We start from the raw sequence: 14,596 nt of genomic DNA, 5'->3' as shown, positions 1-14,596 counted from the left end.
ACCGCCGAGGGCAGTTTTGGAGGAGGACATGATGAAGACATTTACGATTGCGCTGCTGGCCGGCGTGGGTGCCTTGGCAGTCGTTTCGGGCGCGAAGGCTTCCGATATCTATACGAGCAGCGAGTACGCCAATCCGGATCTCGTTCAGCAGGTGCGGCTGGTCTGCGACGACGCCGGCCGCTGCTATCGCACCCGCGGCGGTGCGCGCGTGGTCGTGCGCGATTCCTACAATTACATGCCGCGCGAACACTATTACGAGCGCCGGTCCTATCACCGCGACTGGGATGACGGCCCGCGCGCCGGTGTCGGCATTCGCGCACCTGGCGTCAGCGTCGGTGTGGGCGTCGGCGACCGCTGGTAATTGACGAAGGCAGATGTTCGGGACCGGACGAGGCAACTCGCCCGGTCCCGTTCGTATGATTTTGCAAGGGGCCCGCGATGGTTATCCCGCGGTCGATTGCTGCTGGAATTGCTCGTACGCGGCGATCGCATCGGCCGCATACATCAGCGATGGTCCGCCGCCCATATAGACGGCCATGCCCAGCGTCTCCTCGATCTCCTCGCGGGTCGCACCGAGCTTGACGAGCGCCTCGGTGTGGAATCCGATGCAACCGTCGCAATGCGCGGCGACGCCGAGCGCCAGCGCCATCAGCTCCTTGGTCTTCTTGTCCAGCGCGCCGTCCCGTGTGGCGGCCTGGGCGAGCACGGAAAATCCCTTCATCGTGTCGGGAATGTCGCTTCGCAGCTTCTTCAAATTGGCGGAGATGTTCCTGGTGATGTCGACGTAGTTCTTGTCCATGGGATCCTCATGAGTTGGATTTGACTGTGGTCGAAGCCGCCTCGCGCGGGGCGCGCAAGGCGATGTAGATCGCGGGGATCACCAGCACGGTCAGCAGCGTCGATGACGCAAGCCCGAACAGGAGCGAAATCGCCAATCCCTGGAAGATCGGGTCGAGCAGGATGGTCGCCGCCCCGATCATGGCCGCAAGCGCGGTGAGCAGGATAGGCTTGAAACGGACCGCGCCGGCTTCGAGCACTACCTCGCGCAGCGACTTTCCGTCTGAGCCGCTATGCCCAATGAAATCGACCAACAGGATCGAGTTGCGCACGATGATGCCGGCGAGCGCGATGAATCCGATCATCGAGGTCGCGGTAAACGGCGCGCTCAAGAGCCAGTGCCCGATCAGGATGCCGATCAGGGTCAACGGGATGGGCGTCAGGATCACCAGCGGCAGGCGGAAGCTCCTGAACTGGGCGACGACCAGCACGTAGATGCCGAGGATGGCCGCGCCAAAGGCGGCGCCCATGTCGCGGAAGGTCACCCAGGTGATCTCCCATTCGCCGTCCCACAGCAGCGTCGGACGCGACTCGTCCGAAGGCCGGCCGTGCAGGCTGATCGCGGGCTTCGTCAGCTTGCCCCAGTCATGCGCTTCCACCCGATCGGCAACCGCGAGCATGCCGTAAAGCGGCGCCTCGAAGCGCCCGGCGAGCTCGGCCATCACCATGTCGGCAAAGCGCCCGTCGCGGCGGAAGATCGTCGGCGAGCCTTCCTCCATGGTCGCCTTCACGACCTGGCCGAGCTCGACCACCGTCTTGCTGCCGGGCACCGTGTTGGCCGGAACCGGCGTCGAGGCCAGCGCCTCGTCCCAGACCAGATCGCGCTTTCCGAGATGCACCGCGATCTCGATCGGGTTGCGGTCCTCGCCGCGATGCGAATAGCCGATCGAGATGCCGCCGAACAACGCCTGGATGGTGTCATAGACGTCGCGCTGCTCGACGCCGAAGAATTCGAGCCGGTCCTGGTCGATCGAGAGCCGCAAGCGCGGCCGCTTGTCGCCGATGGAATCGTCGATGTCGACGATGAACGGCACTTCCGCGAACACCTTCTTGAGCTCGGCCGTGACCGCACGGCGCGTGGCCGCATCGGGACCGTAGACCTCGGCGAGCAGAGTCGACAGCACCGGCGGCCCCGGCGGTACCTCGACCACCTTGATGCTGGTGCCAGCAGGCGGATCGAGCGCCTTCAGCTTTTCGCGCAGCTCCAGCGCGATCTCGTGGCTCGCGCGCTTACGCTCGCCGCGTGCGGCGAGATTGACCTGCACCTCGCCGAGCTCGGGCCTCTGGCGCAGATAATAGTGCCGTACCAGCCCGTTGAAATTGAAGGGCGCGGGCGTGCCGGCATAGGATTGCAGCGAGGTGACCTCGGGCAATTGCCGCGCGATCTCCGCCGCGCCGAACAGCGTGCGCTCGGTCGCCTCCAGGCTCGCCCCCTCCGGCAAATCGACCACCACGGCAATCTCGGACTTGTTGTCGAACGGCAGCAGCTTGACCGTCACCGACTTGGTCGCAAACAGCGTCATCGACAACAGCGTCGCGATGCCGACGCCGAGCAGGAAGATCCAGGCCGAACGCTTGCTGCGCACGATCGGCGCGGCGAAGCGGCGATAGAGCCGGCCAAGCCGGCCTTCGTCGTGCGCCGCATGTGCGGAGGCCGCCTCGCCCTTCGGCGCGAGCTTGAGCATCAGCCAGGGCGCGACCACCATCGCAACGAAGAACGAGAACAGCATCGCCGCCGACGCGTTGGCCGGGATCGGCGCCATGTAGGGGCCCATCAGGCCCGACACGAACAGCATGGGCAACAGCGCGGCGACCACGGTCAGCGTCGCGACGATGGTGGGGTTGCCGACCTCCGCCACCGCTTCGATGGTCGCCTGCAAGCGCGGCCGGCCGTCGCGCATGCCCCAGTGCCGCGCGATGTTCTCGACCACGACGATGGCATCGTCGACGAGAATGCCGATGGAGAAGATCAGCGCGAACAGGCTGACGCGGTTGATGGTGTAGCCCATCAAATTGGCGGCGAACATCGTCAGCAGGATCGTCGTGGGGATCACGACGAAGGTCACCAGCGCCTCGCGCCAGCCGATCGCGATCGCGATCAGGACGACGATCGAGATAGTGGCGAGGCCGAGATGGAACAGAAGCTCGTTGGCCTTCTCGTTGGCGGTCTCGCCATAGTCGCGCGTCACCGTCAGCTGGACGTCCTCAGGAATCAGGCGCGACTTCAACCCGTCGAGGCGCTTGGCGATGTTCTCGGACACGACGACCGCGTTGGCGCCGGCCCGTTTGGCCAGCGCCAGGCTGACGGCCGGTGTGCGCGCCCACTGCCCCCCTGCACCACGCGAATCCGTCCAGACGCGATGCTCGACGGTGCTCGGGCCGACGACGACGGCGGCGACGTCCTTGACGTAGACCGGCCGGCCGTCGCGGCTTGTGATCAGCAATAGTCCGATGTCGGGAATGCCTGACAGCGTCTGCCCTGCCGCGACGTTCCGCACGGTGCCGGCATCGCGAACCTGCCCGGCCAGGAACGAGCGATTGGCGTCCTTCACCTTGGCCACGAGCTGCTGCAGCGTGACGCCGAACAGCGACAGCTTCTCCGGATCGGGCTCGACCCGGATCTGTTGTGCGGCGCCGCCGGAGATGTAGGTGAGGCCGACGTCGTCGACCTTCATCAGCTCCGCGCGAACCTTGTCAGCGAGTTCGTAGATGTCCTTGTCGGTCCAGCGGCTCGCGGCCTCCGGCTTCGGCGACAGTGTCAAGACCGTCACCGCGACGTCGTTGATGCCGCGGCCGACGATCAGCGGCTCGGGGATGCCGACGGGAATGCGGTCGAGATTGGCGCGGATCTTCTCGTGCACCCGCAGGATGGCATCCTCGAACTTGGTGCCGACCAGGAAGCGCGCGGTGACCATCACGCGATCGTCCTCGGTCTGGCTATAGACGTGCTCGACGCCGTCGATGCCCTTGACGATCGATTCCAGCGGCTTGCTCACCAGCTCCACCGCGTCGGGCGCGCGCAAGCCGTCGGCATTGACGCGGATGTCCACCATGGGAACGCTGATCTGCGGCTCTTCCTCGCGCGGAATCACCACGACGGCGATCAGCCCCACGACCAGCGCCCCGAGCAGGAACAGCGGCGTCAGCGGCGATGCGATGGTCGAGCGGGTCAGCCGCCCTGACAGACCGAGATTCACGGCTGCACCAACTGGTCACCGGTGCGGATGCCCGACAGGATCTCAAGCCCGTCGGGAAGCGATGGCGTCGGCATGTCGCGGCCGCGCTGCACCGGCACGTCGATCGTCGCGTCGCCCTTCCGGAGCTGGACGTAATCGATGCCGAACCGGGTGGTCACATAACCGGCGGGAATGACGAAGGCCGGCCGCGCGGCGCCGGCGATCCAGACCCGCAAGCGATCGCCGACGAAATATTCGCCGAGCCCTTCGACGGTCGCGTCCGCGATGACGCGCCCCTCCTCGATCTGGGGATAGACGAGGTCGATCACGCCCCATTTGGAAGCCTCACCAGACAGCTTGGCGCCATCGACGCGGACCTTGTCGCCGGCCTTCAGAATGCGCGCGTGGCGCTCCGGCACGCGCAGCCGCAGCTTGAAGTTCTGCTCGGCGACCGTCACGATCGGATCGCCGGCGAGCATGACGGATCCCACGGTGATCAACCGCTTCAACACGCGCCCGTCCGTCGGCGCGAGCACCTGTCCCTGGTTGAGCTGTTCGTTGATGACGGCGCGCTCCGCGGTCCTGGCGCGCAGGCCGTTGTCGGCGACATTGAGCGCCGTGCGCTGCTCGTCGAGCTTGACGCGCGGCAGGATGCCGCGCTCGACCAGCCCTTCGGTCCGGGTGAAGTCGAGCTGCGCCTGCCTGGCCTGGGCCTGCAGCGCCTCGATCTGCGCGTCGAGCGATTTCATCTGGAGAACCAGCTTCTCGTCGCCGACCGCCGCGATCACCTGACCTGCGGCGACGCGATCCCCTTCCCGCACCTTGAGCTGGACGACGGTGCCGCCGATGCGGCTGCGCGCGGGGACCACGCTGATGCTCTCGACGGTCGCAAACACCGCCTTCTCGTCGGTGACCTTCTGCTGCGTAACAATGAGCGTGCCCGCGGCGGTTGCGGACCCCGCCGGTATTCCGATCGCCGCCCATGCGGCCAGCAGCCCCAGACGCGCCAGAGATTGCAAGGGACACATCCGTGTCGTCATCTTTCATCACACCGCGCCGCGGTGCCCTCTCATTTCATCGACATCGGGCGAAGGCGCGTTGATCTCGCGCAAGGCGCGCCCGCCCGCTCTTCCCTAGGCTTCACTTCGTCCTTGCGGACTTCGGCGCGCAAAACACCTGGTAGAGCGTCTTCAGGACTTTGCGGGCCGGCTCGCTGGCGATCGAATAGAAGATCGTCTGCGCATCGCGCCTGGCGGCAACCAGGCCATCCTTGCGAAGGAGCGCAAGATGCTGGGAGACCGTGGAGTCCCGCAGGCTCAAGAACTCGGCCAGCTCGCCGACCGACCGCTCGCCGTCGATCAACTGGCAGATGATGAGAAGACGGTGACGGTTCGAGAGCGCCTTGAGCAGCTCGCTCGCCTGATCCGCCGCCTGCTCCATGATCTCGCTATCTATTTTCATACTTGCGTATATACGCAATTACGAATATATAGTCAAGCGCTGCACGACAGCCGGCATAGAACCGGTGATGCGGCCTGATCCAATGGAGGATACCCATGGCGGAAGTTGTCGTAGTCGGAGCCGGACTGAGCGGAACGCTGATGGCCTATGAATTGCTGCCCCAGTTGCGAAAAGAGGACCGCCTCAGCGTCATCTCGCAAGGCGCGGTGTATCATTTCGTGCCGTCGAACCCATGGGTGGCGATCGGCTGGCGCAAGCGCGAGGAGATCGAGATCGATCTCGCGGACGTCATGAAGCGCAAGGGCGTGCGGCTATTGACGCAGGGCGCAAAGCGCGTACATCCCGAGGAGAACCGTGTCGAGCTCGGCGACGGCACGTCGATCGATTATGACTATCTGGTGGTCGCGACCGGCCCCGAACTTGCCTTCGACGAAATCCCCGGCCTCGGGCCGCAGGGCCATACGCAGTCGATCTGCCACGTCGATCACGCAGCGCATGCCCGTGACGCCTTCGAGCAACTCGCGGCCAATCCCGGTCCGGTCGTGATCGGCGCCGTTCAGGGCGCCTCCTGCTTCGGACCCGCCTACGAGTTCCTCTTCATCCTGGAAACGGAGCTGCGCCGCCGGAAGCTGCGCGACCGGGTGCCGATGACCTTCGTCACCTCGGAGCCCTATATCGGCCATCTCGGTCTCGACGGCGTCGGCGACACCAAGGGTCTCCTGGAAAGCGAGATGCGGGAGAAGCACATCAAATGGATCACCAACGCCCGCGTCGACAAGATCGAACCCGGCGTGATGACGGTGGAGGAGCTTTCCGACAACGGCACGTCCCGCAAGGCGCACGAATTGCCATTCGTCTATTCGATGATGCTGCCTGCTTTCCGCGGCGTCGAAGCGGTGCGCGGCATCGAGAAGCTGACCAATCCGCGCGGCTTCGTCGTCGTCGACAAGCATCAGCAGAACCCGACCTTCCCCAACGTGTTTGCGGTCGGCGTCTGTGTCGCGATCGCACCGGTCGGCGCGACACCGGTGCCGGTGGGCGTCCCCAAGACCGGCTTCATGATCGAATCCATGGTGACGGCGACCGCGATGAACATCGGCGCCCTGCTCCGCGGCAAGGCACCGACGGCACAGCCGACCTGGAACGCGATCTGCCTCGCCGATTTCGGCGATTCCGGCGTCGCCTTCCTCGCGCAGCCGCAAATCCCGCCGCGCAACGTCAATTGGTCATCCAAGGGCGAATGGGTGCACCTCGCCAAGGTCGCCTTCGAGAAATACTTCCTGCGCAAGATGCGGCGCGGCGAGAGCGAGCCGTTCTACGAGCGCTTCGTTCTCGACAAGCTGAACATCGCCAAGCTCAAGGAGGTCCGAACCGGCACATGAGTACGACACGCCATTCCGGCGCGATGGATGCCTGGGGCATCCATCGCCTGGACCGGAACCAACCCGACCCGTTGATAAGCAAAAGGAGCCTGCCATGAATGTCGATAGAGCCGTCCTCGCCTTTGCGGGATTCGTCGTCCTGCTCGGTCTTGCGCTCGGCACCTACGTGAATGCGTATTGGTACCTGCTGACGGCCTTCGCCGGGCTGAACATGTTGCAGGCCTCGTTCACGGGCTTCTGCCCGGCCGCGATCGTATTCAGGAAGCTCGGCCTGAGCAGCGGCTGCGCGTTCTCCTGAACGCGTGCGAATGCAGCCAGTGATGCGGGGGAATTTGCCATGACCGACGACACCTTCATCGAGGGGCCTCTCTACGAGAAGCGCAGGAAGGTCTATCCGCAATCGGTCCACGGGCCGTTCCGCCGCATCAAATGGGCGATCCTGTGCGTCACGCTCGGGATCTATTATCTGTTGCCGTTCGTGCGCTGGAATCGCGGACCCGGCCTGCCCGACCAGGCCGTGCTGATCGACCTGCCGCATCGCCGCTTCTATTTCTTCTTCATCGAGCTGTGGCCGCAGGAGGTTTATTACTTCACCGGCCTGCTCATCATCGCGGCGATGGCGCTGTTCCTGATGAACGCCGTCGCGGGACGGCTGTGGTGCGGCTATCTGTGCCCGCAGACGGTGTGGACCGATCTGTTCTATGCGGTCGAGCGCTGGGTCGAAGGCGACCGCCGCGAGCGCATGCAGGGCGACAAGCGCTACTGGACGTTCAGCCACATCCGGAAAGTCGTGCTGAAGCATTTCCTCTGGATCATGATCGCCTGGTGGACCGGCGGCGCATGGGTGCTGTATTTCGACGACGCGCCGACGCTGGTGAAGGAGCTCGCGACCTTCCAGGCCCCGTTCATCGCCTATCTCTGGATCGGCATCCTGACCGCGACGACCTACGTCTTCGCCGGCCACGCCCGCGAGCAGATGTGCATCTACATGTGCCCGTGGCCGCGCATCCAGGCGGCCCTGACCGACGAATGGGCGTTCAACGTCACCTATCGCCGCGACCGCGGCGAGCCGCGCATGTCGGTGAAGAAAGCGGAAGCCGCCCGCGCGCAGGGCGATTTCGCCGGCGATTGCGTCGACTGTCACCAGTGCATCAACGTCTGCCCAACCGGCGTCGACATCCGCCACGGCATCCAGCTCGGCTGCATCCAGTGCGGCCTGTGCATCGACGCGTGCGACAACGTGATGAGCGAGATCGGTCGGCCCAAGGGCCTGATCGGCTACGACACCGACATCAACATGCTGCGCCGGCGCGAGGGCAAGCCGCCGATCTACCGCATCGTCCGCGCACGCACGCTGATCTATACCGCGGCGATCGCCATCGTCGGCGGCGTCATGGTGTACACGCTGGCCACGCGCGCGACGATGGACGTCAACGTGCTGCACGAGCGCAATCCGCTGTTCGTTCAGCTGTCCGACGGCGGCGTGCGCAACGACTACACCGTGCGCATTCTCAACAAGGGCGCGCAGCGGTCGTTCGCGCTCGAGGTCTCCGGCCTGCCCGGAGCGACCGTTCGCGTCGCCGGCATCGAGGCCGCGCCTGGTGCCAAGCCCGTCGTCGAGGTCGGACAGGACCAGACCCGCGAAGTCAGGCTGTCGGTGCAGGTCGGGCCCGCCGATCTGCCGAAGACCTCGCGCGATCTCGAGGTCGCGATCACCGATACATCAGGCGGCGGCCGAGCGAGCGCCCGTGACCACTTCCTGCCCGGCGACAAATGAGGGTCTCTCGTCGAGCATCCGGCAGCGGATGCTCAACGAGACGTTAACATTACCGTTCGAATTGGAGCCGCGTCCCAACGGTATTTTCCATCCTTTGCCCTAATGATGGCCACGTGACGCGGCATTGGCCCGCGTGGACGGGACGAGGGGACGTGGTCGATATCGCGCAGCAGGCAGCGATCCATCCGGCATCCGCAGAGGATGCCGCGGCCGCGTGCGTCCCGCTCGTTGCGATCGACCCCGGCCAGTGGCGCGCGCTGGCGCAGCGCGCGATCGAGCCGAACGGATATTATTTGCCCGCCTGGGAGCTCGCCGTCAGCGCCACCGCGCGCGGCCGCACCTCGGCCTCGGCCCTGCCCGCCTTTGACGGAACGTCGCCGCGGCTGATCGGGCTGATGCCCGTGATCTCGCTGTGGCGCGCGCTGAAGATTCCCCTGCCCGCACTGGTGAGCGCGCATCCCTACGGCACGCTGTGCAGCCCGCTGCTCGACCGCGACGCCCCGATCGAGGCGGCCAAACGGCTGCTGCAGCAGGCTCGCGAGGCCGGCGCCCATGCGCTCGTGCTGAACGACGTCGCGCTCGACGGCGCCGCCATGAATGCGCTCAGGCAGGTCCTCGACCGCGACGGTCTGAAGCCGCGCGTGCTGTCCTCCTACATGCGTGCCAGCCTCGATGCGACGCAGGAGGCCGAAACGCTGCTGCACGGGGCACTCGGCACCAAGAAGCTCAAGGAGCTGCGCCGCCTGCGCCACCGGCTCGAAGAGCATGGCCCTGTTACATTCGACGTCGCGCGCAGGCCGGACGAGATCGGGCCCGCGCTCGAGACCTTCCTGCAGCTCGAAGCCAGCGGCTGGAAGGGCAAGCGCGGCACCGCGCTGGTTCAGCATGCGGGCGATGCCAGCTTCATCCGCCGCGCCGTGCCGGCGCTGGCCGAGACCGCGCAGTGCGAGATCATCACGCTTCGCGCCGGGACGATTCCGGTCGCTGCCGGCATCGTGCTGCGCCACCAGGATCGCGCCTTTTTCTTCAAGCTCGGCATCGACGAACGCTTTGCGAGATATTCGCCGGGCGTGCAGCTCACGCTCGAGCTCACCCGCCATCTCTGCGCCGACCCCGCCATGACAAGCGCGGATTCCACGGCCGGCGCCGACCACCCCATGATCAACCCGATCTGGCGCGGGCGCTTTGCAATCGGCGACGTGCTGATCCCGCTGCGCCGACGTGACCCGGTCTTGGCGCTGGTGCACGGCGCGCTGATCGGCCTCAACGCCGCGCATGAGGCCGCGCGGACTGTCGTTCGCTTCATCCGGAATCGGCGGACTAAAGATCGGCGTCCGAAAGATCTGCCATCTTCATGAGATGACGCAGCAGTCCTGTCTTGAGTGGCTTGCTGCCGCGGATCGGTATGGAAAGACGCACGACGCTGCCCGCCTTACCGTAGATGTGATGGCTTCCGCTGACCCGAAGTAAGCTCCAACCACGGCGTTCGACAATGCGCGCGAACTCCCGGCCGGAGACAGAGTTCATGCGGGCAATTCCAGGATACGCTCGATGCCACCGGGCTCCGGCGGCGCGACTTCGACGGAAAGGCACCCCTCGATCGCATCACGAAGATTGACCATGAGCTCATCCATGGTGTCGCCTTCAGTAGCGCAACCAGGAATCGCCGGCACCTCGGCCCAAAAGCCCCCCTCTTCGGCTTCGTGTACAACTATCTTGATCTTCATGATGACCTCACATCCCAGATAGTCGCCCAAGCTGCCGATATATCCAACCTGCAAGGCTACTCCGCCGCCTGCGTGTTGATCTCCGCCGAGACCTCGCGGATGGCGCGGGCGAGCAGGTTAGGATCCTGCGCGCCGGAGACGGCGTATTTCTGCGCGAACACATAGGTCGGGACGCCGGAGATGCCCTTCTCGGCGGCTTCCTGCGCGTCAGCCGAGACGCGCGCGACGTCCTCGTCGGTGGCGAGGCGCTTGCGCACATCCTCGGCATCGAGGCCGACATCGGCGGCCGCCTGCACCAGCACGCTCACATCGGTGAGATCGCCGCCGTCGCGGAAATACAGCTCCATCAGGCGCTGCTTCATCTCGGGCGCCTTGCCGATCGCTTCCGCCCACAGGATCAGGCGATGGCAGTCGGTGGTGTTGGGTTGACGCGCCACCAGCTCCGGCTTGTAGACGAGGCCCTCCTCGCTCGCGGCCGCGACGACGCGTCCGGCAATGCCCTTATAGGCTTCGACCGAGCCGAACTTCTGGGTGAGGTAGGCCTCGCGGCTGATGCCCTCGCGCGGCACCCAGGGATTGAGGAAGAACGGGCGGAAATTGAGCTTGACCGGAACGTCCGGCACCAGCGCCAGCGCGCTCTCGATCCGATGCTTGCCGATATAGCACCAGGGGCACACCACATCGGAGACGACATCGATCTGGAGCGGTTTGAGCGTGCTCATGTCAGGCGCCTCCTTCGGGCAGGTCAAGGGTTTGCCGGAAGATAAGCCGAACCGGGCACGGCGCAAGGGCATCGGACGGGGACGCTACGTCATGGCTGCCGCCATCTGCTTCAGCCGTTCGGCCGTGCGCTCGTCCGCCGGGAAGAAGGTCTCCAGCGCCAGCTCGGACAGGGTGATGTCGACCGGCGTGCCGAACACCATGGTGGTGGAGAAGAAACTTAGGATCTCTCCGCCATGGCGCAGCTTGAAGGGGATCGCGACGCTGTCGCTCGACAGCGGCCCCGTCCGCGCCGGGATCGGATAGGTCTTGAGATCGCCGTAGAGCTTGATCAATTCAGGGTCGGCCGTCGCCTCGCATTGCCGATGCAGCCGCTCGAGGAGATGCCCGCACCATTCGGCGAGGTTGACCGTGCGCGGCGCCAGCGCCTCGGGATGGAAGGCGAGCCTGAGCACGTTGAAGGGCTGGCCGAGCAGGTGCGGCGGAATGCCGTCGAGCAGCGGCGCCACCATGCGGTTGGCCGACACCAGGTTCCAGTGCCGGTCCACCGCGAGCGCGGGATTGGGCTCGTGTGCCTTCAGCACGAGGTCGATCGCCTGACGGGCTGACTTCAAGGCGGGATCCTCCAGCGGCCGCTGCCGGAAGGCCGGCGCGAAGCCGGCCGCGACCAGCAGCACGTTACGTTCGCGCAAGGGCACGTCGAGCCGCTCGGCGAGCCTGAGCACTATGTCGCGCGAGGGCGCGGCGCGGCCGGTCTCGACGAAGCTGAGGTGCCGTGCCGAGATCTCCGCCTCGCCCGCGAGATCGAGCTGGCTCATGCGGCGGCGCTGCCGCCATTCGCGCAAATGGTCGCCGATATGGACCGGCTGGCTGCGTTCGGTGTGTGCCGTGGATGCATGTGCGTTCATGGCCGGAAACCTATCACGCAGATTTCGGCCCTTCCATTACCCGCGAGGTAATCGAATTGACCTCCGGGCCGGCGCATCTTCGGTCGCAACAGGAGATGACCATGATCGCGCTGCTGCTCTACCGGACCGTCGCCGACCACCTTCTTCCCTGGGCCATGACGCTCGCGACCCGCCTGCTGGCGCGCAGCCTCAACATGCCCGAGCCGCTGGTGCATTCGACCGGCGATTACGTGGTCGCACAGGTCATCGCCTTCGAGCACGGCGTCGGCAGGAGCCTCTGCCCGTTCCGCCTCGCCCGCCTGCTCCGCGCTTGGTGGCGCGGACGGCAGTGAATTCCACCCCAGCCCAGCCAAGGAGACTACCGATGATCGACGCATCCACCTTCCTCCGCCGCGCCCTGCTCGCCGACGCCATCTTCAGCGGCGTCGCCGCGCTCGGCTTTACTTTCGGCGCCAGCGCGTTCGCAGCTCTGTTCAACCTGCCGGAAGCATTGCTGCGCGAGACCGGCCTGTTCCTGATCGCCTATGCCGCGCTGGTCGGCTGGCTCGCCTCCCGCGCCTCGGTCGCAAAGCCGCTCGTGCTGCTGGTCGTGGTCGGCAATGCGGCCTGGACGGTCGGCAGCATCGCAATGCTGTTCTCCGGCGCGGTGTCGCCGAACCTTGCCGGCGAGCTGATGGTCGTCGCCCAGGCCATCGCCACCGGCGTGTTCGCCGAGCTGCAATATTTGGGGTTGCGGCGAAGCAGCATCGTTGCGGTCGCGTGACCCTCTCGTGTCCCGGACGCGCTGCAGCGCTCTCGCGCTGCTGCGCAGAGCCGGGACCCACTGGCCGCCTGCCGCGTCGATGCATGGGCCCCGGCTCTGCAGCGCACCGCGCAAGTGCGCGCTGCGCTGCGTCCGGGGCACGGGCCGCGAGTGTATCGGTCGCTCTCTCCACGCCATTGCGAGGAGCCCTTGCGACGAAGCAATCCAGACTGCCTCCGCGGAGGGATTCCTGGATTGCTTCGCTGCGCTCGCAATGACGGAGCAAGTGGCAAGCGGATCGCATTTCATCGGCTCTCGCAATTGCAGGCACGCCTTCCCGTTCTCGCGGCATCTTTCGCCCGAGCTTTGCTGTTCGTTCCGCCCTCGAAAGACCAGAGGGCGCAGGGAAGGCCGGGCGCCGGCGGCACCCGCAATCCGTGCGCAACAGAAATGCACACGGGGTGGATCACAGGTGTTGCCGGTCGCCCGGCCTTCCCTGCGCGGATGGTTTTAACGGTGTCCTTCGTGCTCTCCTCGGGGAGCGTTGCACTATTGCCCCCGTCGCCTCGCCGCTGTTCGATGCTCGTGCCGGTTGGCCGCCACATCACCGCGAGGCTTGACGCCAGAACCGCGGGCGCCGGGACCACACGACTTCTCCGTCCGCGGACGGTTGGGCCTCAACACCCGGGGCTTAGTGTGCGCACCCCAGACCATCGACCCAACCGCTGTGACCGCGCCGTGTCGTAGCGCGCCGCGCCTGACTCAACGGTCGCCCGTCCCTGTCATCGCTTGCCGCGCCGGCGCTACCGCGTCCACCGCACCCCGACCCGCATCTCGTGACGATCGCGAAGCGCCCCTCTGGCAGGGCCGGGATGGAGGACATATGCCACAAATCCGAAATTCGGAAAAGCGATATATTTCTAGTGGGAGGGGTTGACGGGTTTTGGGTGTTTTGCCCGACGCCTCGCGCGCGCCTGGAAGCTATTCGCATACGCCGTCGTCATGAGCGGCAGCCATATCACCTTTGAGAATGTGCCTTACTCCTCTGCTGGATCGTCCATTGCGTCTACTTCCGCCAAGGTAAAGCTATCCGGATCGCCCTCGCAGAAAATTGGGAAGCACGGAAACTCACCGGGAGATCGTCGTTTGATGCGCCTGATTGCGCTGCGTAGAGGCATAGAGCCGTAGCCGACCAAGTAGGCATTACAATCCAGGTCCATTTCGAATCGTTCCTTGCGGTTGACAGAACGATGGTAAGATGGACCGATCTGAAAAGGGCATAGTTATCCACCGTACCTTTGCCCTCCTGATCTCCAATTGGGCTCCATCTGTTCGAGGCCGGGAAGGCCTGCACTGGGCCGGAGCCGAACTCCTTCAGCCATTCGCGCGGCACGCTCTCATGATGGTCTTTCGCTCCTTAGCCTTCGTGTTTTGTTTCTCCGCGGCGGCGTTCCTTTCGAGCGATTTGAGAGCCAATGGGCCAACGGTGAAAGAGGACGAGCTCAAAGTTGCTCAGATCGCGAGCGACTATGTGGCAACTCGCTGGCCAGCCTTTGATCTCGCTGGGAGCCCGCCAATCATCAGGAGCACGACAAAATTCTGGCAAGTGGAGTACCAACTGCCGGAAGGTTTTGTCGGTGGCACTCCAGTCGTCTTCATTGACAGGAAAACCTTCAAGGTTTTGCGCGCGTATCACGAGCAATGAGCGCCTCTAGCGCGGCAACGCGTTCTGGGCACGATTGACCGTCAAACAGCGGCAGTGAGTACGGAGAGTGGCACTGAGGCCGATGGGGTTGGCAAGGGCCGCCACCATGCCGCGCGGCTGAAAAGCGATCGGCATAGCTGCGATCCGCCCATCCTTCGGGG

16 protein-coding genes are annotated in these 14,596 nt (G+C 65.2%); 8 read left to right on the top strand and 8 right to left on the bottom strand.

Features of this window, described 5'->3' with window-relative positions:
* Positions 1–28: 28 nt before the first annotated feature.
* Entirely contained in the window at positions 29–361 is a 333-nt protein-coding gene (locus tag QRQ56_RS00995) for a hypothetical protein (RefSeq protein ID WP_438736944.1), read from the top strand.
* 81 nt (positions 362–442) lie between these two features.
* Here QRQ56_RS00995 and QRQ56_RS00990 read toward each other — a convergent pair whose 3' ends face one another.
* The 4 genes from QRQ56_RS00990 to QRQ56_RS00975 all read right to left on the bottom strand — a co-directional run bounded on the left by QRQ56_RS00990 (position 443) and on the right by QRQ56_RS00975 (position 5,453).
* A complete protein-coding gene (locus QRQ56_RS00990) occupies positions 443–799 on the bottom strand; it encodes a carboxymuconolactone decarboxylase family protein (protein WP_438736942.1) in 357 nt (118 codons plus the stop codon).
* Positions 800–806: 7 nt separating this feature from the next.
* Positions 807–4,034, bottom strand: coding sequence for an efflux RND transporter permease subunit (locus QRQ56_RS00985; RefSeq protein WP_438736940.1), 3,228 nt, complete (start codon positions 4,032–4,034; stop codon positions 807–809).
* A complete protein-coding gene (locus QRQ56_RS00980; RefSeq protein WP_438740034.1) occupies positions 4,031–5,041 on the bottom strand; it encodes an efflux RND transporter periplasmic adaptor subunit in 1,011 nt (336 codons plus the stop codon). The genes QRQ56_RS00985 and QRQ56_RS00980 overlap by 4 nt, the downstream gene beginning before the upstream one ends.
* A gap of 112 nt (positions 5,042–5,153) precedes the next feature.
* Complete coding sequence (locus QRQ56_RS00975; RefSeq protein WP_438736938.1) at positions 5,154–5,453, bottom strand: ArsR/SmtB family transcription factor; 300 nt, start codon at positions 5,451–5,453, stop codon at positions 5,154–5,156.
* Between the two features lie 116 nt (positions 5,454–5,569).
* Between QRQ56_RS00975 and QRQ56_RS00970 the strand changes: the two genes are divergently transcribed.
* From QRQ56_RS00970 to QRQ56_RS00955, 4 genes are all read left to right on the top strand, one after another.
* Positions 5,570–6,856 carry an NAD(P)/FAD-dependent oxidoreductase gene (locus tag QRQ56_RS00970; protein WP_438736936.1) on the top strand — a complete coding sequence of 429 codons (1,287 nt, stop codon included), beginning with the start codon at positions 5,570–5,572 and terminating at the stop codon, positions 6,854–6,856.
* Positions 6,857–6,950: 94 nt separating this feature from the next.
* A complete protein-coding gene (locus QRQ56_RS00965; protein ID WP_106951808.1) occupies positions 6,951–7,154 on the top strand; it encodes a YgaP family membrane protein in 204 nt (67 codons plus the stop codon).
* Positions 7,155–7,193: 39 nt separating this feature from the next.
* Positions 7,194–8,633 carry a cytochrome c oxidase accessory protein CcoG gene (gene ccoG / locus QRQ56_RS00960; RefSeq protein ID WP_438736933.1) on the top strand — a complete coding sequence of 480 codons (1,440 nt, stop codon included), beginning with the start codon at positions 7,194–7,196 and terminating at the stop codon, positions 8,631–8,633.
* Positions 8,634–8,785: 152 nt separating this feature from the next.
* Positions 8,786–9,991, top strand: a complete 1,206-nt coding sequence (locus QRQ56_RS00955; protein ID WP_438736931.1) for a GNAT family N-acetyltransferase — start codon at positions 8,786–8,788, stop codon at positions 9,989–9,991.
* Here the strand turns inward: QRQ56_RS00955 and QRQ56_RS00950 are convergent.
* The 4 genes from QRQ56_RS00950 to QRQ56_RS00935 form a co-directional block, all read right to left on the bottom strand.
* Entirely contained in the window at positions 9,954–10,160 is a 207-nt protein-coding gene (locus QRQ56_RS00950; RefSeq protein WP_438736929.1) for a type II toxin-antitoxin system HicA family toxin, read from the bottom strand. The genes QRQ56_RS00955 and QRQ56_RS00950 overlap by 38 nt on opposite strands.
* Positions 10,157–10,360 carry a type II toxin-antitoxin system HicB family antitoxin gene (locus tag QRQ56_RS00945; protein WP_438736928.1) on the bottom strand — a complete coding sequence of 68 codons (204 nt, stop codon included), beginning with the start codon at positions 10,358–10,360 and terminating at the stop codon, positions 10,157–10,159. The genes QRQ56_RS00950 and QRQ56_RS00945 overlap by 4 nt, the downstream gene beginning before the upstream one ends.
* A gap of 56 nt (positions 10,361–10,416) precedes the next feature.
* Complete coding sequence (locus QRQ56_RS00940; protein WP_438736926.1) at positions 10,417–11,082, bottom strand: DsbA family oxidoreductase; 666 nt, start codon at positions 11,080–11,082, stop codon at positions 10,417–10,419.
* A gap of 84 nt (positions 11,083–11,166) precedes the next feature.
* Positions 11,167–11,988 (bottom strand): helix-turn-helix domain-containing protein, encoded by an 822-nt coding sequence (locus tag QRQ56_RS00935; protein WP_438736923.1) that lies wholly within the window; start codon positions 11,986–11,988, stop codon positions 11,167–11,169.
* A gap of 101 nt (positions 11,989–12,089) precedes the next feature.
* Between QRQ56_RS00935 and QRQ56_RS00930 the strand changes: the two genes are divergently transcribed.
* From QRQ56_RS00930 to QRQ56_RS00920, 3 genes are all read left to right on the top strand, one after another.
* The gene (locus QRQ56_RS00930) at positions 12,090–12,320 is read left to right on the top strand and encodes a hypothetical protein (RefSeq protein ID WP_438736922.1); all 231 of its coding nucleotides are present in this window, start codon (positions 12,090–12,092) and stop codon (positions 12,318–12,320) included.
* Positions 12,321–12,352: 32 nt separating this feature from the next.
* Entirely contained in the window at positions 12,353–12,751 is a 399-nt protein-coding gene (locus QRQ56_RS00925; protein WP_438736920.1) for a hypothetical protein, read from the top strand.
* 1,237 nt (positions 12,752–13,988) lie between these two features.
* Entirely contained in the window at positions 13,989–14,435 is a 447-nt protein-coding gene (locus tag QRQ56_RS00920; protein ID WP_438736918.1) for an NTF2 fold immunity protein, read from the top strand.
* Positions 14,436–14,596: the final 161 nt, after the last annotated feature.

This window comes from Bradyrhizobium sp. U531 (assembly GCF_051710265.1).
Taxonomy (GTDB): Bacteria; Pseudomonadota; Alphaproteobacteria; order Rhizobiales; family Xanthobacteraceae; genus Bradyrhizobium.
This window is presented reverse-complemented; position numbering and strand designations above follow the sequence as displayed.

Excerpts from the sequence above, each read along its gene's own strand:
- QRQ56_RS00995 (WP_438736944.1), top strand. The coding sequence starts at position 29 with ATGATGAAGACATTTACGATTGCGCTGCTGGCCGGCGTGGGTGCCTTG.
- QRQ56_RS00990 (WP_438736942.1), bottom strand. The coding sequence starts at position 799 with ATGGACAAGAACTACGTCGACATCACCAGGAACATCTCCGCCAATTTG.
- QRQ56_RS00980 (WP_438740034.1), bottom strand. The coding sequence starts at position 5,041 with ATGTGTCCCTTGCAATCTCTGGCGCGTCTGGGGCTGCTGGCCGCATGG.
- QRQ56_RS00975 (WP_438736938.1), bottom strand. The coding sequence starts at position 5,453 with ATGGAGCAGGCGGCGGATCAGGCGAGCGAGCTGCTCAAGGCGCTCTCG.
- QRQ56_RS00970 (WP_438736936.1), top strand. The coding sequence starts at position 5,570 with ATGGCGGAAGTTGTCGTAGTCGGAGCCGGACTGAGCGGAACGCTGATG.
- QRQ56_RS00965 (WP_106951808.1), top strand. The coding sequence starts at position 6,951 with ATGAATGTCGATAGAGCCGTCCTCGCCTTTGCGGGATTCGTCGTCCTG.
- ccoG (WP_438736933.1), top strand. The coding sequence starts at position 7,194 with ATGACCGACGACACCTTCATCGAGGGGCCTCTCTACGAGAAGCGCAGG.
- QRQ56_RS00950 (WP_438736929.1), bottom strand. The coding sequence starts at position 10,160 with ATGAACTCTGTCTCCGGCCGGGAGTTCGCGCGCATTGTCGAACGCCGT.
- QRQ56_RS00945 (WP_438736928.1), bottom strand. The coding sequence starts at position 10,360 with ATGAAGATCAAGATAGTTGTACACGAAGCCGAAGAGGGGGGCTTTTGG.
- QRQ56_RS00940 (WP_438736926.1), bottom strand. The coding sequence starts at position 11,082 with ATGAGCACGCTCAAACCGCTCCAGATCGATGTCGTCTCCGATGTGGTG.
- QRQ56_RS00935 (WP_438736923.1), bottom strand. The coding sequence starts at position 11,988 with ATGAACGCACATGCATCCACGGCACACACCGAACGCAGCCAGCCGGTC.
- QRQ56_RS00930 (WP_438736922.1), top strand. The coding sequence starts at position 12,090 with ATGATCGCGCTGCTGCTCTACCGGACCGTCGCCGACCACCTTCTTCCC.
- QRQ56_RS00925 (WP_438736920.1), top strand. The coding sequence starts at position 12,353 with ATGATCGACGCATCCACCTTCCTCCGCCGCGCCCTGCTCGCCGACGCC.
- QRQ56_RS00920 (WP_438736918.1), top strand. The coding sequence starts at position 13,989 with ATGGACCGATCTGAAAAGGGCATAGTTATCCACCGTACCTTTGCCCTC.